This is a genomic window from Devosia sp. 919, from assembly GCF_013185965.1.
GTDB lineage: Bacteria > Pseudomonadota > Alphaproteobacteria > Rhizobiales > Devosiaceae > Devosia.
Genome location: NZ_JABAOL010000001.1, coordinates 2,847,600 through 2,869,766, shown reverse-complemented (window position 1 = coordinate 2,869,766; position 22,167 = coordinate 2,847,600). Strand labels below are relative to the sequence as shown.

Genomic DNA, 22,167 nt, shown 5'->3' with positions numbered 1-22,167 from the left:
TTCCTCCGTTGGTGCCGGGCAAATCAGCCGATGCGGCCCATGATATAGTCTTGCGTCTGCTTGTGGACCGGGTTGGTGAAGATGTCTTCGGTCACCCCTTCCTCGATCAGCTTGCCCAGGTGGAAGAACGCGGTTTTCTGGGACACACGCGCTGCCTGTTGCATGGAGTGGGTGACGATCACGATCGTGTAGTTCTCGCGCAACTCATCGATAAGTTCTTCGATGATTGCGGTGGCGATCGGATCAAGGGCCGAGCAGGGCTCGTCCATCAGGATGACCTCGGGGCCGACCGCGATGGCGCGAGCAATGCAGAGACGCTGCTGCTGGCCGCCCGACAGACCGGTGCCGGGCTCGTTGAGGCGATCCTTGACCTCCTCGAACAGACCGGCCTTGCGGAGCGAGGAGACAACGATCTCGTCGAGATCGGACTTGTTGCGCGCTAAGCCGTGAATGCGCGGTCCGTAGGCGACGTTCTCGTAGATGGATTTGGGGAACGGGTTGGGCTTTTGGAACACCATGCCGATCCGCGCGCGCAGTTCCACCACGTCGAGCGCGGGATCGTAGATGTCTTCGCCGTCGAGCTTGATGGTGCCGCCGACTCGAGCGCCTTCGATGGTGTCGTTCATGCGGTTGATGCAGCGCAGGAAAGTCGACTTGCCGCATCCCGAGGGGCCGATAAACGAGGTCACCGCGCGATCGGGGATGTCGATGGAGATGCCGAACAAAGCCTGCTTGGCGCCGTAGTGGACGGTTACGTCCCGGGCTTCGATCCGGATAGGACGATCCAAGGCGGCAGACGGGTTCATGGCGCTAGTCACTGATTGTTGGGTCAACTTCACCTTACCGGCAAGCATGTCCATTTTCGATGTCCTTGTTGCGTGAGGTCGATCAGACGCGCTTTTCGAGGCGCGAGCGCAGATAGATGGCCGTGCCGTTCAGCACGATCATGACGCCGAGCAGCACCATGATGGCCGCTGCCGTCCGCGGTTCAAAGAAGTTGCGGTTCTCGTTGCCCTGCCAGAGATAGATCTGGACGGGCAGGGCGGTGGCCTGATCGAGCGGGGTAGCGGGCACCTGGGCCACAAAGGCCTTCATGCCGATCAGCAGGAGCGGCGCTGTTTCACCAAGGGCGTGGGCGACGCCCAGAATGGTGGCCGTGAGGATGGAGGGAAGCGTCACCGGCAGTACATGATGGAACACCATCTGCGTCTTGCTGGCCCCCATGCCCAAGGCGGCTTGGCGCAGGGCGGGGGAAACGCCCAGCAGCGCGCCACGGGTCGCGATGATGATGGTGGGAAGCGTCATCAGCGTCAGCACCAGACCACCAACCAAGGGAGCCGAGATGGGCAGGTGCATGTAGTTGATGAAGACCGCGGCGCCGAGCAGACCGAAGACGATGGAGGGCACGGCGGCGAGGTTGTTGATGTTGACCTCGATGAAGTCGGTCAGCCGCGACTTGGGCGCAAATTCCTCGAGATAGATCGCCGCGGCGACACCGATAGGAACGGCCAGGACGATCACGATCAGCATCATGTAAAGGGAGCCCACAAAGGCGCCCAGCAGGCCCGCGGAGGCCGGCGCGGCGCGGCTATCGGCATTGGTGAACAGTGACCAGGCAAAGCCATTGGTGACGGTGCCGTTCGCCTCGAACGCATCGATCACGCTGCGGGCGGCCGGTGACAGCTGCTGCTGCGCATCGCCGAGCGAGCGGTTGATGTTGCCCTTGATCCAATTATCGGCGTTGGCCGAGGCGAGAACGTCCACCGGCACAGTGCGGCCAAGCAGCGCTGGATCGGCAACGAACATCTCCCGGAGTTGATGGCGGGCATTGGTTTCCGGAATCGAGAGGAGTTCGCGCGAGGTGATCTCGGTCCCCGGCGGCAGCTTGGCGAGCAGCGCGGCCTCTAGGATGCGGTTCCAGTTCAACAAAGCCAGTTCACGCCGCCAGCGCAAATCCGCCGCCTGATATTCCGCGGGCGAGGCGAATTCGCCCGCCACGGGCGCAGGGCCGACATCGATGATGGCGGGATCGAAGAACACCTCCAGATGCAGGTTGGACTGGACGAAAGCCGGGATCCCCTTGCGGGTCACATCCACGAACAGGAGGGCGACAAAGCCCAGTGCCAGAACAATGGCGCCGATGCCCAGCCCTCGAAAGATCGCTTCGTTCCGGTGCCGACGGCGCAAGCCCGACCGGACCAGGCGCGTGCGCTGCTGGGAGATTTCGCGGGGGGCAGTGGTGAGGGTGGTGGCCATGTTACTCGTACTGCTCCCGGAAGCGGCGGACGATATAAAGCGCGAAGATGTTGAGGCAGAGGGTAATCACGAAGAGGGTGAGCCCCAGGGCAAAGCCGACGAGGGACTGAGGGCCGGAGAAATCGGTATCGCCGGTGAGCTGGTTGACGATGGACACGGTGATGGTCGCAACGGGCTCGAAGGGGTTGCCGCGCAGCACGGGTGCATTGCCCGCGGCAAGCACCACGATCATGGTTTCGCCAATCGCGCGGCTGACGGCCAGCAAAAAGGCGCCAACGATGCCCGGCAGCGCGGCGGGCAGCAGCACTTTTCGGATGGTTTCGCTCTGGGTGGCCCCAAGCCCGTATGAACCATCGCGCAGAGTGCGTGGCACCTGGTTGAGAATGTCGTCGCTGAGCGAGGAGACAAAGGGGATGATCATGATGCCCATGACAATGCCGGCGGTGAGGGCGCTGGTGGCATTGATGTTGAGCCCGACTAGACGGCCGAAATCGCGCAGGAATGGCCCGACGGTCACGAGTGCGAAAAACCCGAAGACGATGGTCGGAATGCCGGCCAGCACCTCGATCAAGGGCTTGGCGACGGCCCGCAGCCGGCGCGGCGCATATTGGCTTAGATAAATGGCGGCCATCAGGCCTAAAGGTACGGCCACCAGCATCGCGATGGCGGTGATCATCAGCGTGCCGGCGAGGAGCGGGAGCAGCCCGTAGCGGCCGTAATTGCCGGCAGCGGGGGCATTATTGGGGGCCCAAACCGTACCGAAGAAGAAATCGAACGGATGGATGAAGGTGAAGAAGCGGATGGCTTCGGTCAGCAGGGACGCAACAATCCCAAGGGTGGTGAGGATTGCGACCGCCGAGCAGAGCAGCAAAACGATGTTGATGACCCGCTCCACTGCGTTGCGAGCGCGAAGACGGGCAGTAATCCGCTTGCGGGCGTAAAGAAGCGCGGCACCGCCACACAGGGCGGCGACCAGCAGCACGCCGGCATTGGTGAGCATTTGGAACCAGCGCAGGTGCTCCCCGGCGGCTTGCTCATAGGGTGCGACTTCGCCAGCAACGCCAAAGCCCGAGGCGATAGCCTGGATGCGGCCGATGGTGGCGTTCAGGCCGGTCTGGTCGAGCGACTGGAGGGTTTCGAGGGGAATCTGCGCAACGATGTAGTTGTGGGTGATCTCGCCACCGAACCAGGCCCAGAGCAGCAGAACCAGCAGGGCGGGGATCATGGTCCAGATGGCGGTATAGGCACCGTGATATTGCGGGCGCGAATGGACCTTCTGGCCACTGGTTGTGGCAAGAGCGCGGCTGCGCGACCAACCCGTCTGGTAGGACAAGCCGAGCAACACCAGCAAGAGGCCGGCAACAGCAAGGGAATTCATGCGATGCTCCCGCACATAAGGGAGCGGGCCACCTTGGAGGGTGGCCCGCCGGATCGATTACTGTGTCGGGCCAGCTTCGAAAGCGGCCATAACTTCTTCGGTTTTTTCGGCGGGCTGGGGAATCAGGCCGGCAGCTTCAAGCACGCCGCCTTCGCCGGAAACGGCCTCTGACAGGAAGAAGGCGACATAATCTTCAAGGCCCGGGATGACGCCGATATGCTGGCCCTTGACGTAAAAGAACAGCGGACGGCTGACAGGGTATTCACCCGCTGCAACGGTTTCCTTGGAGGGCGTTACACCGTCAACGGTGGCGACCTTCAGGGTATCGGTGTTCTGCTCGTAAAAGGAGAGTCCGAAAACGCCGACGGTGTTGGGGTCGGAGTTGAGACGCGCCAGAGTTTCGGTGTAGTCACCCGAGATCTCGGTGACCACGTCCTGACGGTACGTGGTGCAAGCGGCTTCTGCTTCGTCCTCGCTCAGCCCTTCAGGCAGCCCGGCTTCCTCGCAACCGGCGTCCACAACGCGTTCCTGGAACACTTCACGCGTGCCGTGGTTCGAAGCCGGAACCGCCAACATGATGGGCTGGTCGGGCAGCGAAGGATCGATTTCGGACCAGTTGGTGTAGGGATTGTCCACGAGCTCGCCGTCCACAACGACCTTGTCCGCGATTGCCTTGTAGACATGGACAGGAGTGAGGGCGAAGTCGGGGCCCGATGCGGCAGAGGCAAAGACGATGCCATCAAAGCCGAACTGGATTTCCCGGATGTCAGTCACGCCGGCGGCGGTGCAGGCTTCGCGCTCGCCGTCGCGGATCTGGCGGGATGCATTGGCAATGTCGATGGTGTTGTCGCCAACGCCAGCGCAGAACTGGGACAAGCCACCGCCCGTGCCGCCCGAGCCAACCACTGGCGTGTTGAATTCAGGGAAAGCTGCGCCGAATTCTTCAGCGACGATCGACGCGAAAGGCAGAACGGTGGAGGAGCCGGCGATCTGGATGGTATCGCGGGTCTGGGCGAACGCAGCAGTGGAGCCGGCAACAAGCGCAACGGCTGCAGCACTGGCAAGAAGTGCAGTTTTCATGTGGTTCCCTTTTCGGAGTTCGTCTTTATCGTGTTAGCCGATCCGGCAAGTCCGGGCCCGCGCTGTGACCCGGCCAACCTATGAAGCCGTGGCGACGGTTTTATTACGGATGTGCAACACCTGTGTGACGGTGCAAGCCATTGCGGCTAAGAGCGAATTTCAATGACAACGCCACGCTTGCCAAAGGACGGGCGTTCCCAGGCGGCATAGGTGAGTAGGCATGCCACGGAGTGCCTCGGGCGATCCGCTGCGGGATTAACACGGGGAGAATTGAACCGCAGGCGAGATCTGACCGTTAGCTCACGGACAGGAGGCCCTATGAGAAACGTTCTTATCGCTCTCGCAATTTTTGTGGTTCTCGGCATCGGGGCCGTCGTGGTCAGCTCGTTCAATGCCGCAGGTCCGCAGCGTGACGTCACGGCACCAGAGTCTCTGGAAGGCGGCGCCGAGGCCTCACAGTAAGCCGGTTTGATCGAGCGGGCACTGCGCCAACAGCCCGCCTGATCTAAAAGGAGCCGCCCTGGGGGCGGCTCCTTTTAGATCAGGCGCGGCCGCCATCCACGCTCAGGATCTGCCCGGTGATCCAGCTGGCATGTTCGGAGGCTAGGAACAGCACGGCCTTGGCAATATCGGCGGGCTCGCCCAGCCGGCGGAGATGAATGGAGTCAACAAGCGCCTTTTGCCCCGCCTCACCATAGCTTTCCCATTGCCGCTGGGTGGCGGGATTGGACAGCACAAAGCCAGGGGCGACACTGTTGACCGTGACGCCATGAGGCCCAAGCTCCAGGGCGAGTTGCTTGGTCAGCCCGACCAGGGCGTGCTTGGCAGAACTATAAGCCTGGATGCCAGTCAGGCTTGGGCGCAGCCCGGCCCCCGAGGCAATGGTGACGATGCGTCCGCCTTTTTGTGCTTTCATGCCGGGCGCTGCGGCCTGGGCGCACCAGAAGGCAGCATCGACATTGGCGGCAAAGAGCTGATGCCACGCCTGTTCGGATACGTCCTCGAGCGGTTGGGCCACCTGGCCCCGCACGCCCCCGGCCGCCAGAGCCAGAACGTCAATGCCCCCGAGCAGGGCGTTGATTTCGCTGAACCTTGCCTGCACCTGACTGCGGTCGGACAGATCAAGGGTCATGGTGTGTTCAGCACCTGCGGCCTTGGCTTCGACGAGCCCTTGTGGGTCCAGGTCAAGAGCCACGACACGGGCGCCGGCTTCAACCAGCGCCGCAACGATGGAGCGGCCAATGCCTTGGGCGGCGCCCGTGACGACCGCGCGTTTACCGGTGAAATCTAGCTGCATGCTGCCAACAACTCGTCCAGAACGTCCCAGGATTGGGGGCGGCCATTTTCCACTTCGTGCACCAGCTCAACCAAGCGCTTGGTGACCGGGGCGTCAACGCCCGCTTCCTTGGCCAGATCGATGATGATGGCGAATTGCGCGTCCACCTCGGTCTTGCGCTTGCGCACGGCGATGTCGCGCCATACGCCCGAATGGGTCTTGGCGGTGTGGCGGTTGTGTTCTTCCATGGCGGCAATGGAGCGCTTGGCGTCCTCGGTTGAGGAGCCCGGCATGAAGGCAGCGGGATCAAACCCGTTGAAGCCCAAGGGTGTCACGCCACGGGCGCGGGCGACGGCCATAACTTCGCGGCCAAGGCCTTCAAAGACGGCGGCGTGCTTGGCGCTGGCGAAGTTGTCCGACATCGAGGCGGGGGTGAGGGCGGTGGCAAACAGCATGCCGCCATAGCCCATCTTGCCCCAGAGATAGCCCCAGATATTGGTGGTGAGCTCGGCATCAGGCTCGTAGAGCGAGAACAGGCGATGCACTTCGCGCAGCCGGTCGGTGACCGAGCCGTCGAGTTCACCGATCGCCACCTTGCCGCGATTGCCCAGGAGGATCTTGCCCGCTTCGAGCCAATCGGCGCCGAAATTGACAAAGCAGCCAATGGTGCGCTCGGCGCCGATCAGCTTACCGATGGTGAGCTCGTTGAGGCCGTTCTGTGCCGACACAACATAGCCGTCTTCGGCCAGGAACGGCCGGAGCGCTTCAATGGCCGCTTCGGTGTGCTGCGCCTTGACCGCCAGGATCACGGTCTTGAACTTGCCGGTGACCTCAGCGGGTAGGGCCGCCTTCAAGGGCTGGGTGAAGGTTTCCACCGGCCCTTCGATGAGCAGGCCATTTTCGTTGATGGCAGCGACGTGCTCGGGGACGATGTCCACCAGCAGCACATCCTCGCCGGCGCGGGCCATGAAGGCGCTGAGCGTGCCGCCAATGGCGCCGCCGCCCCAGATCAGGATGGTGTCGGTCATGCCCAGCCGTCCTCGATCAGCGCGCGGGTTTCAGCAATGGCAACGTCCCAGATCGCCTGCATGTCTTCGTCCGAGCGCTGGTAGCGGCCGCCGAAATTGCCGTCGCCGAGGTAGTCCTTGACCTTGCCGGCGTCCATGGTCTTGAGCTTGTCGAGATCGGCCATCGGCTTTTGCTCGTCGGGCATGCCGATGTTGGGCAGGCGCGTCCAGGGGAAGTTCTCCATCCAGGAAGCGTGCGAAGCCACGGGATCGATGGCGTGCACCTTGGCGAGGGTCTTGGGGGCGTTCCACCAGTTGTGCCAGCGGATTCGGCAATCGGGGTTGCTGTTGAGCCATTCGAGCGCCGCGGTCTGGCCGGGGGTGTTGCCGCCATGCCCGTTCACGAACAGCACGCGCTTGAAACCGGTGCTCGCGAGGCTATCGAGAATATCGGTGATGATGCGCCCATAGGTATCCATGCGCAGGGTGATGCTGCCGGGGTAGGTGGCGAAATAGGGGGTGATGCCGAAGGCCAGGGCCGGAAACACCGGAATGCCATAAGGTTCAGCAGCTTCCACCGAGATCTTCTCGGCAAGAATCGAGTCCACCGCATTGCTCAGATAGGCGTGCTGTTCGGTAGAGCCGAGAGGCACGATCGCCCGGTCATCCGATTTCAGGTAGGCTTCGACCTGAAACCAATTCATGTCGGCGATTTTCATGCTGTCTCCTTGGCAGTGGTATTGTTTCTCAGGGTATCAAGCAGCGGCAGGACGTGTTGCTGCACGAAAGTCCGGTCCGGCGCGTGCCGGTATTCGAATGCCTGTTGATGGGGAGCGACCTTGGCGGCCATCCAGTCCAGGCCGGTGGCATAAACCACGACGTCGACCTGCTCTATAAAGCGTTCGAGCTCGGGATCGTCGGCCATGGTGATCGCCGTGCTGGTCACATGAGGGCAAAAGCGCATGACGCCGGACTTCATCATCGCCATGAACTGGGGGAAGATGGAGACGATGCCGACCCGCATGCTTGGATCGAGGCCGGCGAGGCGCGTTCGGGTGGCCTCCGAGGCAATAAACTGAAGGCCGAGCACCGGGATATTGGTGCCAACGATCTGCTCGACTTCAGCCCGCCGGTTGGCGAAGGTTAGGATCAGGTCGGCAGGGGGCAGGGGCGCTCCATTGCGCAAGGCATCGACGGTTACTGCCACAAGAGTGTCAGTTGCGGGCAAGTTCGGGCGAATGTGGTCGGCATAGGCCTGGGTTGCATCGGCAAACAAGCCCACCAGCACGAGATTGAGCCCGTTTGCCTGCTGGAACCGCAGATGGCCAGCGCGACCGGCAATCATGGCGGTGATCCTGCCAGCGTCCACGCCCAGGCTTTGCCCCAGTTGCAGCAGGGCGTCAATGGCAGGATTAAGCCGCTGGAACACCGTGGGGTCAGGCAAGCTCTCGGTCTTGGCTACGAATGTGCCCGAACTGCCGCGGGACTCGATCAGTTTTTGCTGCTTGAGTTCGTTGTAGACGCCCACAATGGTCATGGGGGCTACGCCGGCACTTTCCGCCAGCTCGCGTACAGAGGGGAGCCGCATTCCGGCCGGGAGGTCACCGAGCGCAATGCCATATTGGATAAGGCCCTGGAGCTGCACGCCGAGTGGGACGGGCAGGGAGCGGTCGAGTTTCGCAGCAAATGTGGCCAGGATTAGCTCAGCCTGCGCATGTCCTAGGCGGTCAGAACGATTTGATCGTTTTTCCGGCAGATTAGTGCGAGGAGAGCTTGACATCAAGGGCCGATCTGGTTCCGTTTGGGCGCAAGCGTTCTAGTCAGTCAGTACAGGATTGAACAGTGGCGCCACGTAATCAAGGGGTTCAAATGCTTTTCCGGAAGAATGCCGTCCTCGCCCTCACCTTAGCCCTGATCGGCTCCACAACTCTGTCCGCCCAGGTCATGGCTGACGACCTGACGATCGGCGTGCGCGCCGGTCCTGACTCCATCGATCCGCATTGGTCGACCCTGGGTAGCCAGGCAGAGTCGCTGCGCCACATCTTCGATACGCTGATCGGCGTCGACAAGGACCTGCAGCTGCAGCCGGCGATCGCCACTTCGTGGACGCCAGTCGATGACGACACCTGGGAATTCAAGATCCGGGAAGGCGTCAAGTTTCATGACGGCTCCGACCTGACCGCCGAGGACGTCAAGTTCTCGATCGACCGCATTCCCCAGGTTACTGGCCCGATGAGCATGACCATCTACACCAAGTCGGTGGATTCGGTTGAGGTCATCGACGACTACACCGTGCATGTCCACACCAAGGGCACGGCCGCCACGCTCCCCAACGACTTCATTCGCCTGTTCGTTGTGTCCTCCGAGATCGGGGAAGTGGGCAATGAAGAGTTCAACTCGGGCAAGGCCGCTATCGGCACCGGCCCCTACAAGTTCGTGTCCTGGCAGCCCAAGGGCGACCTCGTCCTCGTGCGCAATGAGGAATACTGGGGCGAGCCAGCCCATTGGGAGAATGTCGTCCGCAAGGAAATCCCCAATGACGCATCGCGCGTTGCGGCTCTCCAGTCCGGTGAAGTCGACCTGATCAACTATGTGCCGGCGACCGATTATGCCGCCATGCAGAATGACTCGCGCCTCGACACCTTCATTGCCGACAGCGTCTACATCCTCAACATCACGCCCAACGTGAAGGATGAGTTGCCGGTCAAGGCGAAGGTGAACGGCGCCGAGATCGCTGAAAACCCGCTCAAGGACCTGCGCGTTCGTGAGGCCATGGACCTCGCCATCAACCGCGACATCCTGTCGGAAGTCGTGCTGGAAGGCCTGGGCAAACCCGCCAACCAGCTGATGCCAGCCACGTTCTTTGGCGGCTCCACCGATCTGCCGGTTCGTGAGTACGACCTCGAACGTGCCAAGGCACTGCTGGCGGAAGCTGGCTACCCCAACGGTTTCGAGCTCGATTTTGCCTGCACCAACAATCGTCTCCCCGGCGATGCTGCTGTGTGCGAGGCCCTGTCGCAGATGTGGGCGCGTGCCGGTCTCAAGATCAACGCCAATGCACTTAACGGCACGGTGTTCTTCCCGGCCCAGCAGGCTGGCGAATTCAGCCTCTGGCTCTCGGGCTGGGGTACGCTGACGGGCGAAGCCTCCTACACCTATGGTTCGCTGGTGCACACCGCTGATCCGGAAAATGGTCTCGGCGCGTTCAACAAGTCTGGCTATTCCAACCCGGAGATCGATGCTCTGCTCGAGGAAGGCTCGCGCACGCTGGATGATGAAAAGCGCCGTGGGCTCTACAAGCAGGCTACCGAGCTGTCGATGAACGACCGTGTGCTGATCCCGACCGTGATCATCCAGACTGTTTGGGCTGCCAAGGCCGATACGCTGACCTTCGAGCCGCGTGTTGACCAGGAAACGCTCGCCCACCTGATCCAGCCTGTCGCTCAGTAAAGCTCTCGACGCCCGGCTGTTCAGCTGACAGCCGGGCGGTTCCCATCAACCTGTTGAGCCCGATGGGGCTTCACGCTAGCGGATTTCCTGTTCTTGGGATTCTTCATCCAACGTATTTTCCAGGCAGCCATCGTCGTGGTGGTCATGTCGATCCTGGTGTTTATTGGCGTTTACGCCATCGGCAATCCTATCGATGTGATGATCGATCCGGCCTCGACCCAGGAAATTCGAGAAAACCTCATCCGGCAGTACGGCTTCGACCGGCCGCTGTACGAGCAGTATTTCGTGTTCGTAGGCAATGTGCTGCAGGGCGAGTTCGGCCAGTCATTCGTGTACCGCGTACCGGTGCTGGACCTGATCTTTTCGCGCTTGCCAGCGACTTTTGAGTTGGCGCTCGGCGCCATTTTGATGGCCGCCGTAGTCGGTGTACCCCTCGGGATCTGGGCCGGCTACCGGCCACGGGCGTTTTCGTCCAAGGCCATCATGGCGCTGTCGATCCTCGGCTTTTCGCTGCCCACCTTCTGGGTGGGCTTGTTGCTGGTGCTGACCTTCGCCGTGCAGCTGCATTGGCTGCCTTCAGGCGGGCGCGGGCCGACCAGCGACCTTCTTGGCGTGCCCTTCTCGTTCTTCACGCCCGAGGGCTGGAGCTACATCATCCTGCCGGCCTTTAACCTCGCGCTGTTCAATATGGGCCTGCTGATCCGGCTGGCCCGCGCAGGCACGATCGAGGCGATGAGCTCCGATTATGTGCGCTTTGCGCGCGCTCAGGGCCTCAAGGAAAGCAAGGTCGTGGGCCTGCATGTGCTCAAGAACATCTCGATCCCGATCGTGACCGTGTTCGGCCTCGAATTCGGTTCGACCCTAGCCTTTGCGGTTGTGACCGAGACAATCTTCAACTGGCCCGGCGTCGGCAAGCTGATCATCGACTCCATCATGGTGCTCGATCGCCCGGTGATGGTGGCTTACCTCATCCTGGTGGTGCTTCTTTTTGTTCTCATCAATCTGGTGGTCGATCTGCTTTACGGCATTCTCGATCCGCGTATTCGCGCGAGGCGGTCGGCATGAGCATGGTTGAAGATCTTCAGGTTGAAACCTGGCGCACACGGCTGCGCGACTTCTGGAGCGAGTTCTCCGAAAGCAAGGTGGCGCTGCTCTCGCTGGTGGTCATCGTCGCCATCGTGCTGATCGCCATCTTTGCGCCGTGGCTGTCGCCACAGAACCCCTATGACCTGGCCAAGCTCGACCTCTTCGACTCACGCCTGCCGCCAGGCAGCGTTGGCTCGGGCGGCTATGTGCATGTGCTGGGCACCGATGCGGCGGGTCGCGATCTGCTGTCGGCGATCTTTTACGGCTTGCGGATATCGCTGCTGATCGGGCTGATGTCGGGTGCCCTGGCATTGCTCGTTGGCATGACCATCGGACTCGTCGCCGCCTTCAAGGGCGGCCGGGTCGAGGCGCTGATCATGCGCGTGGTCGATCTGCAGCTCTCGATGCCGGCCATCCTGCTGGCGCTGGTGCTGACAGCCATGCTGGGGCAGGGGCTGTGGCAGCTGGTGACGGCTCTGGTCGTGGCGCAATACGCCTATTTTGCGCGCACCATCCACGGCTCGGCGAGCGCCGAACGCGACAAGGACTATATCGAGGCGGCCATTGCCACGCCCTTGCCGGCGCACATCATCCTCCTGCGGCACCTGTTGCCCAATTCGCTGCCCCCGCTCATCGTGGTGGCGACCGTGCAGGTCGCAAGCGCCATTGCGCTGGAAGCGACATTGTCGTTCCTCGGCCTTGGGCTGCCGCTCACCGAGCCCTCGCTCGGCGCGCTGATCTCCAACGGCTTCCAGTATCTGCTGTCGGGCCGGTTCTGGATCTCGGTTTATCCGGGGGTCGCGCTGGTGATCACCATCGTTTCAATCAATCTTGTCGGCGATCAGGTTCGGCATGTGCTTAATCCGAGGCGCGGCCAATGAGTGATGCCGTTCTGTCTGTGGAAGAACTGCAGACCCATTTCTTTACCCGCAAGGGCGTGCTCAAGGCCGTGGACGGGGTATCCTTCTCCGTCGGCAAGGGTCGGATCCTGGGGCTGGTTGGCGAGTCCGGTTCGGGCAAGTCGGTCACCGGCTATTCGATCCTGCGGCTGGTGGATGCACCGGGCAAGATCGTCGGTGGCCGGATCCTGCTGAACGGGACCGATCTGGCGAGCCTCGACAACGAGGCCATGCGCAAAACGCGCGGGGCCGTCATCTCGATGATCTTCCAGGATCCGATGATGACGCTCAATCCCGTGCTCAAGATCGGCACGCAGATGGTGGCGGCGCTCAAGGCGCATGTCAAAATCTCCACCGCCGACGCGCGCAAGCGCGCCCGGGATGCGCTCGCGCTGGTGGGTATTCCCGCTCCTGATGAGCGGCTCGATGTCTACCCGCACCATCTGTCCGGCGGCATGCGTCAGCGCGTGGCCATTGCCATTGCGCTGCTGCACAAGCCGGCGGTGATCATCGCCGACGAGCCGACCACGGCGCTCGACGTGTCGATCCAGAGCCAGATCCTGGCCGAGGTGCGCCGGCTCGCCGATAGCACCGGCACGGCCTTTGTCTGGGTGACCCACGACCTGTCGGTGGTGTCGAGCCTCGCGGACGATATTGCGGTGATGTATGCGGGCCGCATCGTGGAGTCGGGGGAAAGCGCGGCCGTGCTAGCTCACCCCAAGCACCCCTATACGGCCGGGCTGATCGCTTCGGTGCCGAGCCAAGCCAAGCGCGGCGAGAAGCTGGCGCAGATCAAGGGTTCGACTCCTTCGCTGGCCAATTTGCCGCCGGGCTGCCCATTCCAGCCGCGCTGCCCGCGCGCCACCGAGATCTGCCGAACCATGCCGCCACTGGCGCCGGTCGGCGACACTATGGTGCGTTGTTATCACCCCATTCTGGAGGGCGCGGCATGAACCAGCCGATCCTTGCCATCACCAACGCCTCCAAGCGCTTCGTGCGCCGCCCGGCCCTGACCGACAAGGTCGCCCATAAGCTGGGCGGCAAAGACCGCACGCAGACCGTGCATGCCGTAACGGACGTCAGTCTGGGCGTGCAAAAGGGCGAGGTGGTCGGCCTCGTCGGGGAGTCGGGCTGCGGGAAATCCACCCTTGGGCGGATGATTGCCGGCATTTATGACCCGAGCGACGGGGCCATCACCCTTGACGGCAAGCCCGTGGCCACCAGCACGGGCGGCCGCCCGCGCAAGCTGACGACCCGCGTGCAGATGGTGCATCAGGACCCATTTTCGAGCCTTGATCCACGCATGCGCGTGGGTGACACGGTGGCCGAAGGCCCCGTGCACCACAAGCTCGTGCCGGCCAGCGGCGCCGACAGCTATGTCGCCGACATGCTGCGCCGGGTGGGTCTCGATCCCAGCACGCGCCGCCGCTTTCCGCACCAGTTCTCGGGCGGCCAGCGCCAGCGCGTGGCCATCGCGCGCGCCCTTGCCATGCAGCCCGAACTGCTGGTGCTGGACGAGCCGGTAGCGTCGCTCGACGTGTCGATCCAGGCGCAGGTGCTCAACCTCTTCCTCGATCTGCGGCAGACGCTGGGGCTTACCGCCGTCTTCATTAGCCACGACCTCAGCGTTGTGCGCCACGTATCGGACCGCGTCGCCATCATGTATTTGGGGCGGATCGTGGAACTGGCCGATGCCGTGCCGCTGTTCGATGCGCCGGCCCATCCCTATACGCGTGCTCTGCTCGACAGCGTGCCCAAGCTGGGTGCCGGGCGCGGTGCGTTTTCGGCCGTGGTCGGGGAAATTCCCTCGCCGCTCAATCCGCCGCCAGGATGCCCGTTCCATCCGCGCTGCCCTCATGCCGGACCGCGCTGCAAGGTCGACCGTCCCGTTCTCAAGCCTGCCGCCGGTGCCCCCGGCGATGTTGCCTGCCACCTTTATGATGGTGGCACAGGAGCCTGATTGACATGACTGCTTACCAAGATTTCGTCGCCCGCTTCGGCGCGGTCAACGACGTGCTCAATGCCGTGAACATCCTCAACTGGGATGCGCGTACGATGATGCCGGCGCAGGCCAGCGTCACGCGCTCCGAACAGGTGGGCACGCTGACGGGCCTCGCCCGCGATCTGATCGTCGACAACAAGACGCGCGACCTGACCGCGGCCGCCGACGCTGAAACCGCTGGCCTGCCCGAAGATTCCATCGAGCGGCGCAGCGTGGTGCAGGCCAAGGAAGCCATCGAGTTCCACCTGCGCGTGCCTGGTGAACTGGTCCGCGAGCGGGCAGCCCAGCATTCGGTGGCTAATGACGCCTGGATTGCGGCCCGGCAGGCCAACGACTTCTCGATCTTTGCGCCGCACTTGGCGGAAATGTTGCGCCTCTCCAAGCTTTATGCCGATGCGATTGGCTGGCAGGAGCATCCCTATGATGCCCTGGTGGGGCTCTATGAACCCGGCGAGACCGCCGCTAGTTTGACGAGTCTTTTCAGCGCCCTGCGGGCCGGACTTAAGCCGATCTACGACGCGGCCGTGGCCCGTCCCGCGCCGCGCAGCGATTTCCTGTTCCGCACGGTCGATCCGGCGCTGCAGCGCAAGTTCGCGGCCCGGATGGCGGAGGCGTTCACTTTCGATCAGAACCGCGGCCGGCTCGATATTTCGGTGCATCCGTTCGAGGTGTCGTTCACGCGCAACGATGTGCGCCTGACCACGCGCTACCGTCCCAACTACATGCCGATGGCGCTGTTCGGCACGCTGCATGAAACCGGACACGGGCTCTACGAGCAGAACATTGCGCCCGAGCTGACCCGCTCGGTGCTCGCGACCGATCTCATCGGGCTTTATGCGGTGGGCGGCACCAGCTTTGGCGCCCATGAATCGCAGTCGCGCCTCTGGGAAAACCATGTCGGGCGCAGCCGCTCATTTTGGCAGCGGCATATGGACGATCTGCGCAGCGATGTGCCGGGCGTTTATGACGATGTCACTGCCGAGGAGTTCTACAAGGGCGTGACCCGGGTTTCGCCGGGCCTGACCCGCGTCGAATCCGACGAGATGAGCTACGACTTCCACATCATGCTGCGGGTGGAGCTCGAGCAGGCCATGCTCGATGGCAGCGTGGCTGTCGCGGATGTGCCAGGCGAGTGGAACAAGGCGATCAAGCGCGATCTTGGGCTCGACGTGCCCGATGACCTGCAGGGGTGCCTGCAGGATATCCACTGGTCGGTGGGTTACCTCGGCTCGTTCCCGACCTATACGATCGGCAACATCACGGCAGCGCAGCTGATGGAAACTGCACGCAAGAACGTTCCCGAAGTGATCGCCTCGAGCGAAGCAGGTGATTATGCGCCGCTCGCGGGGTGGCTGCGCGACAATATCTGGCAGCATGGCCGGCGGTTCTCGCGCGATAAACTGCTCCAGCGCGTGACCGGGCGTTCGCTCGAGATCGCGCCCTATCTCAACTATCTCCAAGCCCGTTATTCGGAAGAGGCATAAAGCATGGCAAGTCTTGTGATCCACGGCGGCGCCGGCACCATTCCGCGTGCCAACTTTACGCCCGAGACCTACCAGGCCGCCCGGGATGGTCTGCGTGATGCCCTGCGCGCCGGCTGGGACGTCCTCTCCCGTGGTGGGTTGGCGGTTGATGCGGTGGAAGCGGCCGTGGTGGCGCTCGAGAACCACCCGAGCTTCAATGCCGGCCATGGCGCGGTGCTCAATGCCGCCGGCGACCATGAGCTGGATGCCGCCATCATGGACGGCCGCACCCGTGCAGCAGGGGCCGTCGCCTCCGCCCGTGCCATCCGCAACCCGGTGCGTGCGGCGCGCCGGGTGATGGATGACAGTGATTGCGTGCTCTTGTCGGCCGGCGGTGCCGATGCCTTTGCGCGCGAGCAGGGGCTCGAAATGGTGGAGCAGTCCTATTTCACGACGCCGCTGCGCCAGCAGCACTGGCTGCGGGCCCAGGAAGAAAAGGCGGGCCTGCTGATGCGGCCGCGCAGCGAAGCCGAAAAGCACGGCACCGTGGGTGCGGTGGCGTTTGACGATCAGGGCAATCTGGCCGCGGCGACCTCGACCGGCGGCTATACCTATAAGCGCGTTGGCCGCGTTGGCGACACACCGGTGATCGGGGCCGGCACCTATGCCTGCAATGGCGTGGTGGCGGTGTCCTGCACGGGCCTGGGCGAGTATTTCATCCGCCGTGGCACGGCCCATGACATTGCCGCGCGCATCCGCTATCGCGGGGAAGCTGTGGCGGATGCTGCACAGGCTGCCATTGCCGATCTGACGGAAGACCAGTGCGGCGCCGGGCTCATTGCGGTTGATTTCGAGGGCCGGATCGCCATGCCGCACAACACCGAAGGCATGTATCGCGGCTCGGTGACAGCCGAGGGGATCGCTTCGGTCGGCGTTTATGCCGACGATTTCAGCGCGGTGCCGCTGTAAACCGCACGGTGGGCGCGTTCACCGCGCCTGCCACTCGCGAGAAATTAACAATCCTCTTGTGCGCTTAAGCCCTGACATCGCCGCGCTGCCGGGTTAAGCGGAAGCCGAGCGTCGCAACGCCCCTCCCGGGGCGCGGCGGCGTAAGCGTTTTCAATGCCGTTTTGCTGGCCCGGAGCAAAGTGCAGGTCAGCTGCCCAACGGCGCAAAGGGTAGTTTTATGGTTCGCAAGTTTATTCTCGATACCGATGGTGGCGTCGACGACGCGCAGGCGCTGCTGATGCTGATCGCAGCGGGGCGCACGCCCAATGCCATCACCACCGTGTTTGGCAATGTGGGGCTTGATGCCGCCACACGGAACATTCTGGCGGTTCTTGCCGTGGGTGGGGCGGGCGATGTGCCCGTGCACAAGGGGGCGGCACGGCCGCTGACCCAGCCCATCATCGACGCCAAATATATCCATGGCGAAGATGGCCTTGGCGGTGCACCGCGCCCGACGCAAACGGCGCAGCCCGCCAGCGAAGATGCGGTTGGCTTCCTCGTTTCCAGCCTGCGGGCAGCGGCCGCTGGCGGCGACAAGATCGATATCCTGATGATCGGACCGCTGACCAATCTGGCGCTGGCCCTGCGGGTCGCCCCGGACATCGTGGGCGGCATCGGACAGCTCACGATCATGGGCGCCACGGTTTATGGCCGCGGCAACACCACGCCCGCGGCAGAGTTCAATATTTATGCCGACCCGGAGGCGGCCGCGATCGTGTTCGGGGCCGAGATCGAGACCCTCGTGGCCCCCTGGGAGCCCTGCGTTACCCATTACATGACGGGGGCGGAAGTGGATGCGATGTTCGCTGCGCTCCCCGAGTGCTTCGAAAAGCAGTTCTCGCTGGCCCTGGCCCACCATGCCCGGCAGACCAATATCGGCTATGGCGGGGAAGACCATTTCCGCTTCGTCGACCCGCTAGCCGCTGCGGCCGTAATCGAGCCCGGCATCGTGACGAAGACGATCGAAGCATCGATCGATGTGGCGCTGGCACCCGGCATCACCCGCGGCATGACCGTGGTGGACCCCTCGGGCCGGCTGGGCACGCCAAAGGTTACCGTGATCGAGGAAGCCCGGATCGAGCGGCTGGTGGCGCTGTATCAGCGCTCGGTGGCGTATCGTTCCGCTGCCAGCTAAGGGCAGGGCGCCGCTGCCGACGAACCTGGAGTAAGACCGTTATGAGCGGTCGTCTCCAGGGTCACGCTTCGGATAAAGCGGCGTGATGGCGAAAGCGCGATCAGCCACGATTGGCTGCAGCGTGAATTCAAGCGCTCCGTTGCGGCCACTGGCGACCTGCTGATCGACGGCCCGCCCATCCGAAGTGTTCCAGCCCGTCACCTGGTAAGTGCCGTCGGCAAGGCCAGGAACGCGGACCATGGTTGAGCGGGGGGAAACGTCGGTTCGCACCCGCCCATCGGCCGCCAGTTCATCGCCGCGCAACAGCCAGACCAGTGCCTGCTGGGCGTCGCCGCAGCCAAAGGCGTGAAAGCCTTCGGCGGTGATCTCGGCATTGAGGTTGCGGCTCCTGAACTCGGTCCAGTTCAGGAGCGGCAGAAAGTCGGCCATGGCCCTTTGTGCGCGGCGCATGCCGGGCGTCAGCACATGGGGGTGGCGATTGGGCCAGCGCATGCCCCCGCCCGCCGCACCCGAGGCCAGATGCGCCCAGGCGATGTGACGGAAATACTCGTCGTCAAACGCTTCGGGCAGCGTCTTCTTCTTGTCCTTGAAGCTATGGATCGGCCCGTGCTCGGAATCGAGAAAGGGGCGGTTGTCGCGGATCTCGGCAAGACTGTCGCGAACGATCTGGCCAAACAGGACGGCCGGCTGCACCGTGTCCTTGGGATTGTCGATCGGCCCCGAGCCATAGATATGGATGGTTGCGAAATCGAGATCCGGATGGCGGAAGATATGCTCGTGCAGAGCCATATGCGGCTTCCACGTCAACTCGGGCCCGAAGACGGAAACGGTCTGGGGATGAGCGCGGCCGTAGAGTTCGGTTTCCAGTTCACGGACATAGCTGGAGAGGTCATGGATGAATTCAGAAAAGTTGTCGGCGCTGTCGCCGGCTTGAGCGGGGTGAATTTCGTTCCACAGATCCCAAGCAAAGAGCGCGCCTGATCCACCCCAGCGGCGGGCGGCAAAGCCCAGCCTTGCCTTGATCAGCTGCCGGGTTTCGGGGCAGGTGAGGATCTCCGTGGGCGAGCGGAGCGGACCGCCATTGGCCGTGTTCCAAGGGTGCCAGCGCCAATGCAGCCAGGTCCAGAACGTATCGACCGGGGTCAGGAGCAGGCGCAGGCCGATGCGCTCGCAAAGGGCAAATAGGTCGTCCCAGAACTGCACCATGGAAGGCACGTAGCGGCCAGCGGGGCGTTCGAAATAGCGGTGCCGGACTTGGGCATATTCCAGCATCAGCCGCAGACAGGTAACCCCGCTGTCCTTGAGCCACAGCAGGTGTTTTTCGACGCTTTCCGCGTCGCGGCGGCGAAACAGGCCGTTCAGCTCGGGCCAGCTGATAGCGTCGTTCTGCCCGATGGGCGTCCAGGGGGAGCCGGTTTCATCGACAAAGTATGGCGCGTGACGCGCCACCGAGATCCAGGAGAGGGATGGGGTCGCAGCGGAAAGAAGCGAGCCGTCCGCGCCAACAGCCTTACTCATCCAAACTCCTGATATTTAACTCAAGCTGCGAGCCAAATGGTTCGGGCCGGACGGGGTTCCTCCTGGCATGGACACATCAATTGGTCCAGAGCGGAGTGGCGCCCACCGTGGATGAACTCAGTGGATATTGGCCTCAGCAACGATCAAGAGGGTTGAAGCTGAACCTCACTTCCGCTCGCGCAGGGCCTTGCGGGCTCCGGCCGCGGCGCGGCGAATAATGGCGGCACGTCGATCGTCCTCGTCGGCAGCCCACATCGGGTCCACCTTGTCTTCCTTCATGATCAAATGGCGCGTCGGCTTGGTATCGGGATGCAGTTCAGCGTTCATGAGGGTGTTCTCCTGCATGGACGGTGCGCCGCCGATGGTTAGCGATGTGTGAAGAAGGTCGATCAAATCTGTTACATCGCGGGACTGTGATCTGCGGTGATGCATTTCGCAAATAGTTCGCCCGCATAGTCAACGAACCGCCGCTTAATGGTCCAGCTTGGGCTTTGCCTAGTGGCCTTTGCCGCCGCTTTCCAGCTGCAGCTTTCGCCAGCGGGCCAAGCGCTCCGGGTCGAGCGTGCCTGCCGCCACAGCTGCGCGAACGGCGCATCCTGGCTCGTGATCGTGGCTGCAGTTGCGGAACTTGCAAGCGGGGGCAAGCTCGGTGATTTCGGCAAACAGCATGTCGATGCCTTGCCCAACATCCTTCAAATGCAGGCTGCGCACGCCGGGTGTGTCGATCACCCAGCCGCCACCTTGAATGGCGTGAAGAGAGCGCGACGTCGTTGTGTGGCGCCCTTTTGAGTCAGTCTCCCGGACCCTTCCGGTTTGCTGTGGCGGCTCTCCGGTTTCACCCACCAGCGTATTGACCAAGGTAGATTTGCCAACGCCCGATGAGCCGACCACGGCTACTGTGGAGCCAGCCCCGCACCAGGGCTGCAGCGCCAACGCGGCATCAGGCGAGCGAGCGTTGAGTGTAAGCGCAACCAGGTCGCGCTGCAGGCCCTTGGCCTGGCGCAGGTAATCGGCTGGGTCGCTGGCCATGTCGGCTTTGGTCAAGACGATAACGGGTTCGGTTCCTGCATCATTGGCGAAAGCGAGGTAGCGCTCGAGCCGAGCGGTGTTGAAGTCGGCATTGCAGGAAACGACAACCAGCAGGGTATCGACATTGGCCGCGACGAGCTGGGCCGGCCTTCGGCCCTCGCCGGGACGCTGCAACAGCGTTTTGCGCTCCAGCCGTCGGTGCAGGAGCCCTGTCAGGGGATCTGCGAGGACCCAGTCCCCGACGGCGAAGTCAGCCGTGTCGGTACGCACCGGTAGATCGATGTCGATCTGGCCATTTGCCGAGAGCGCGGTGAGCCTCGCACGGTGCACGGCATCGATCCTGGCTGGGGTAAACTCTGCCTCCCCGGCCGAAAGCTGTTCCTGGAGAAATGTTCCCCAACCCAGCTGGCGCAACGAATCTGCCTGGTCCGGGGGCGGGGGCGACTTCACGCTCCGGCCCTGACAAGAAGCAGTGTTTGCAGCCCATAGGTCGATCCCTGCGAAGCCATCTACTGCTCGCTGGAGGTCTGGTCGGGATCGGTGTTCTCGGTTTCGCCGGCGGGTTTGAGCTTGGCTTCGGCTCGTTCAGCCTTTTTCTGCTTTTGCAGCCGCTCGCGTTCCCGCCGTTCGAAGTCGTAATTGGGTTTGCGCGCCATGGATGCCTCTTTCTGTATGTCTGCGTAGGTGAGGCTTTGGCGCTCAGATTGCAACCCGTCCGCGCGCTTTCCTACTTGGAGCGTGGATCGAGTGCATCACGCAAACCGTCGCCCAGCAGGTTGAAGGACAGGACGGTGATAAAGATGGCCATGCCGGGCCAGAGTGCCATCCACGGCGCATTGCCCATGAAGCGCTGCGCGGTGTTGAGCATCGAGCCCCAGGAGGGAGCGGGGGGCTGCAGGCCGAGGCCGAGGAAGGACATACTGGCTTCGGCGATAATGGCCGCCGCAATCGTCAGCGTGCTCTGCACCATCAGCTGGGGCAGGATATTGGGTAGGATATGCCGGAAGGCGATGCGCCAGCGCGGATTGCCGACGGCGCTTGCCGCTTCCACATATTCCTCGCTCTTGATCTGCAGCACCTGACCGCGCGTCAACCGGATAAAGAGCGGCATGGCGGTGATACCGATGGCGAGCATGGCATTGGTGAGGCTGGGCCCGAGAAAAGCGGCAAGTGCAATGGCAAGGATCAGGAAGGGGCAGGCCAGCATCGCGTCGGTAAAACGGCTGATGAGGCCATCGACAAAGCCGCCGATGAAGCCGGCGGCGAGCCCAAGCGGCACGCCGATGGCGATAGCAATGGCGACCGAGGTCAGGCCCGCCATCAGTGAAGCGCGGGCGCCATAGATGATGCGCGAAAGGATGTCGCGCCCGGCCTCGTCGGTGCCCATCCAGAATTCCGCGCTTGGCGGCTTGCGGACGGCCGTCCAGCTTTGGGCCGTGGGATCATAGGGTGCGATAAGGGGCGCGAAGATCGCGACCAGCACCATGAACACTACGATGATCAGGCCGAACATAGCGCTTTTGTGCCGCACGAGGCGGCGCCAGACGCGATGTTGGGTCCAGGCGGTCAGTGGGTTGGTG

General features: G+C 63.0%; 21 protein-coding genes and 1 pseudogene. 9 read left to right on the top strand and 13 right to left on the bottom strand.

Features of this window, described 5'->3' with window-relative positions:
* Nucleotides 1-23: 23 nt before the first annotated feature.
* From pstB to HRQ64_RS13905, 4 genes are all read right to left on the bottom strand, one after another.
* Entirely contained in the window at nucleotides 24-806 is a 783-nt protein-coding gene (pstB, locus tag HRQ64_RS13920) for a phosphate ABC transporter ATP-binding protein PstB (RefSeq protein ID WP_127755266.1), read from the bottom strand.
* A gap of 82 nt (nucleotides 807-888) precedes the next feature.
* Entirely contained in the window at nucleotides 889-2,256 is a 1,368-nt protein-coding gene (pstA, locus tag HRQ64_RS13915) for a phosphate ABC transporter permease PstA (protein ID WP_172123714.1), read from the bottom strand.
* Nucleotide 2,257: 1 nt separating this feature from the next.
* Nucleotides 2,258-3,634, bottom strand: a complete 1,377-nt coding sequence (gene pstC, locus HRQ64_RS13910) for a phosphate ABC transporter permease subunit PstC (protein WP_172123713.1) — start codon at nucleotides 3,632-3,634, stop codon at nucleotides 2,258-2,260.
* Between the two features lie 57 nt (nucleotides 3,635-3,691).
* Complete coding sequence (locus tag HRQ64_RS13905; RefSeq protein WP_127753635.1) at nucleotides 3,692-4,714, bottom strand: substrate-binding domain-containing protein; 1,023 nt, start codon at nucleotides 4,712-4,714, stop codon at nucleotides 3,692-3,694.
* Nucleotides 4,715-5,032: 318 nt separating this feature from the next.
* On the opposite strand from HRQ64_RS13905, the gene HRQ64_RS13900 reads away from it, so the two are divergent.
* Nucleotides 5,033-5,176: a hypothetical protein gene (locus HRQ64_RS13900; RefSeq protein WP_172123712.1), complete on the top strand. Its 144-nt coding sequence runs from the start codon at nucleotides 5,033-5,035 to the stop codon at nucleotides 5,174-5,176.
* A 79-nt stretch (nucleotides 5,177-5,255) separates the two neighbouring features.
* On the opposite strand, the gene HRQ64_RS13895 is transcribed toward HRQ64_RS13900, so the two are convergent.
* The 4 genes from HRQ64_RS13895 to HRQ64_RS13880 are packed head-to-tail and all read right to left on the bottom strand — an operon-like array spanning nucleotide 5,256 to nucleotide 8,777.
* Complete coding sequence (locus tag HRQ64_RS13895; protein ID WP_172123711.1) at nucleotides 5,256-6,011, bottom strand: SDR family NAD(P)-dependent oxidoreductase; 756 nt, start codon at nucleotides 6,009-6,011, stop codon at nucleotides 5,256-5,258.
* On the bottom strand, nucleotides 6,002-7,018 hold the full coding sequence (locus HRQ64_RS13890) for a ketopantoate reductase family protein (RefSeq protein WP_172123710.1): 1,017 nt from the start codon (nucleotides 7,016-7,018) through the stop codon (nucleotides 6,002-6,004). Before HRQ64_RS13890 ends, HRQ64_RS13895 begins: the two co-directional genes overlap by 10 nt.
* The gene (locus tag HRQ64_RS13885) at nucleotides 7,015-7,716 is read right to left on the bottom strand and encodes a creatininase family protein (protein ID WP_172123709.1); all 702 of its coding nucleotides are present in this window, start codon (nucleotides 7,714-7,716) and stop codon (nucleotides 7,015-7,017) included. The genes HRQ64_RS13890 and HRQ64_RS13885 overlap by 4 nt, the downstream gene beginning before the upstream one ends.
* Nucleotides 7,713-8,777 carry a GntR family transcriptional regulator gene (locus HRQ64_RS13880; protein ID WP_282567757.1) on the bottom strand — a complete coding sequence of 355 codons (1,065 nt, stop codon included), beginning with the start codon at nucleotides 8,775-8,777 and terminating at the stop codon, nucleotides 7,713-7,715. Before HRQ64_RS13880 ends, HRQ64_RS13885 begins: the two co-directional genes overlap by 4 nt.
* An 89-nt stretch (nucleotides 8,778-8,866) precedes the next feature.
* Between HRQ64_RS13880 and HRQ64_RS13875 the strand changes: the two genes are divergently transcribed.
* The 8 genes from HRQ64_RS13875 to HRQ64_RS13840 all read left to right on the top strand — a co-directional run bounded on the left by HRQ64_RS13875 (nucleotide 8,867) and on the right by HRQ64_RS13840 (nucleotide 18,040).
* Complete coding sequence (locus HRQ64_RS13875; RefSeq protein ID WP_127753630.1) at nucleotides 8,867-10,447, top strand: ABC transporter substrate-binding protein; 1,581 nt, start codon at nucleotides 8,867-8,869, stop codon at nucleotides 10,445-10,447.
* Between the two features lie 93 nt (nucleotides 10,448-10,540).
* Entirely contained in the window at nucleotides 10,541-11,512 is a 972-nt protein-coding gene (locus HRQ64_RS13870; RefSeq protein WP_282567756.1) for an ABC transporter permease, read from the top strand.
* A 2-nt stretch (nucleotides 11,513-11,514) separates the two neighbouring features.
* Nucleotides 11,515-12,414, top strand: a complete 900-nt coding sequence (locus HRQ64_RS13865; protein ID WP_210258671.1) for an ABC transporter permease — start codon at nucleotides 11,515-11,517, stop codon at nucleotides 12,412-12,414.
* Nucleotides 12,411-13,385, top strand: coding sequence for an ABC transporter ATP-binding protein (locus HRQ64_RS13860; protein ID WP_172123706.1), 975 nt, complete (start codon nucleotides 12,411-12,413; stop codon nucleotides 13,383-13,385). The genes HRQ64_RS13865 and HRQ64_RS13860 overlap by 4 nt, the downstream gene beginning before the upstream one ends.
* Nucleotides 13,382-14,392, top strand: coding sequence for an ABC transporter ATP-binding protein (locus tag HRQ64_RS13855; protein ID WP_172123705.1), 1,011 nt, complete (start codon nucleotides 13,382-13,384; stop codon nucleotides 14,390-14,392). The genes HRQ64_RS13860 and HRQ64_RS13855 overlap by 4 nt, the downstream gene beginning before the upstream one ends.
* Before the next feature lie 5 nt (nucleotides 14,393-14,397).
* Nucleotides 14,398-15,918, top strand: a complete 1,521-nt coding sequence (locus tag HRQ64_RS13850; RefSeq protein ID WP_172123704.1) for a carboxypeptidase M32 — start codon at nucleotides 14,398-14,400, stop codon at nucleotides 15,916-15,918.
* A gap of 3 nt (nucleotides 15,919-15,921) precedes the next feature.
* On the top strand, nucleotides 15,922-16,866 hold the full coding sequence (locus HRQ64_RS13845; protein ID WP_172123703.1) for an isoaspartyl peptidase/L-asparaginase: 945 nt from the start codon (nucleotides 15,922-15,924) through the stop codon (nucleotides 16,864-16,866).
* Nucleotides 16,867-17,083: 217 nt separating this feature from the next.
* Nucleotides 17,084-18,040 (top strand): nucleoside hydrolase, encoded by a 957-nt coding sequence (locus tag HRQ64_RS13840; protein WP_172123702.1) that lies wholly within the window; start codon nucleotides 17,084-17,086, stop codon nucleotides 18,038-18,040.
* A gap of 39 nt (nucleotides 18,041-18,079) precedes the next feature.
* Here the strand turns inward: HRQ64_RS13840 and HRQ64_RS13835 are convergent, their stop codons facing one another.
* From HRQ64_RS13835 to HRQ64_RS13815, 5 genes and pseudogenes are all read right to left on the bottom strand, one after another.
* On the bottom strand, nucleotides 18,080-19,558 hold the full coding sequence (locus tag HRQ64_RS13835) for a hypothetical protein (RefSeq protein ID WP_172123701.1): 1,479 nt from the start codon (nucleotides 19,556-19,558) through the stop codon (nucleotides 18,080-18,082).
* Between the two features lie 165 nt (nucleotides 19,559-19,723).
* On the bottom strand, nucleotides 19,724-19,885 hold the full coding sequence (locus HRQ64_RS13830) for a hypothetical protein (RefSeq protein ID WP_164854844.1): 162 nt from the start codon (nucleotides 19,883-19,885) through the stop codon (nucleotides 19,724-19,726).
* A 71-nt stretch (nucleotides 19,886-19,956) separates the two neighbouring features.
* Nucleotides 19,957-21,037 (bottom strand): annotated as a pseudogene (rsgA, locus tag HRQ64_RS13825) (ribosome small subunit-dependent GTPase A).
* 59 nt (nucleotides 21,038-21,096) lie between these two features.
* Nucleotides 21,097-21,243 carry a hypothetical protein gene (locus HRQ64_RS13820; RefSeq protein ID WP_164854843.1) on the bottom strand — a complete coding sequence of 49 codons (147 nt, stop codon included), beginning with the start codon at nucleotides 21,241-21,243 and terminating at the stop codon, nucleotides 21,097-21,099.
* Between the two features lie 71 nt (nucleotides 21,244-21,314).
* A complete protein-coding gene (locus HRQ64_RS13815) occupies nucleotides 21,315-22,157 on the bottom strand; it encodes an ABC transporter permease (RefSeq protein WP_282567761.1) in 843 nt (280 codons plus the stop codon).
* Nucleotides 22,158-22,167: the final 10 nt, after the last annotated feature.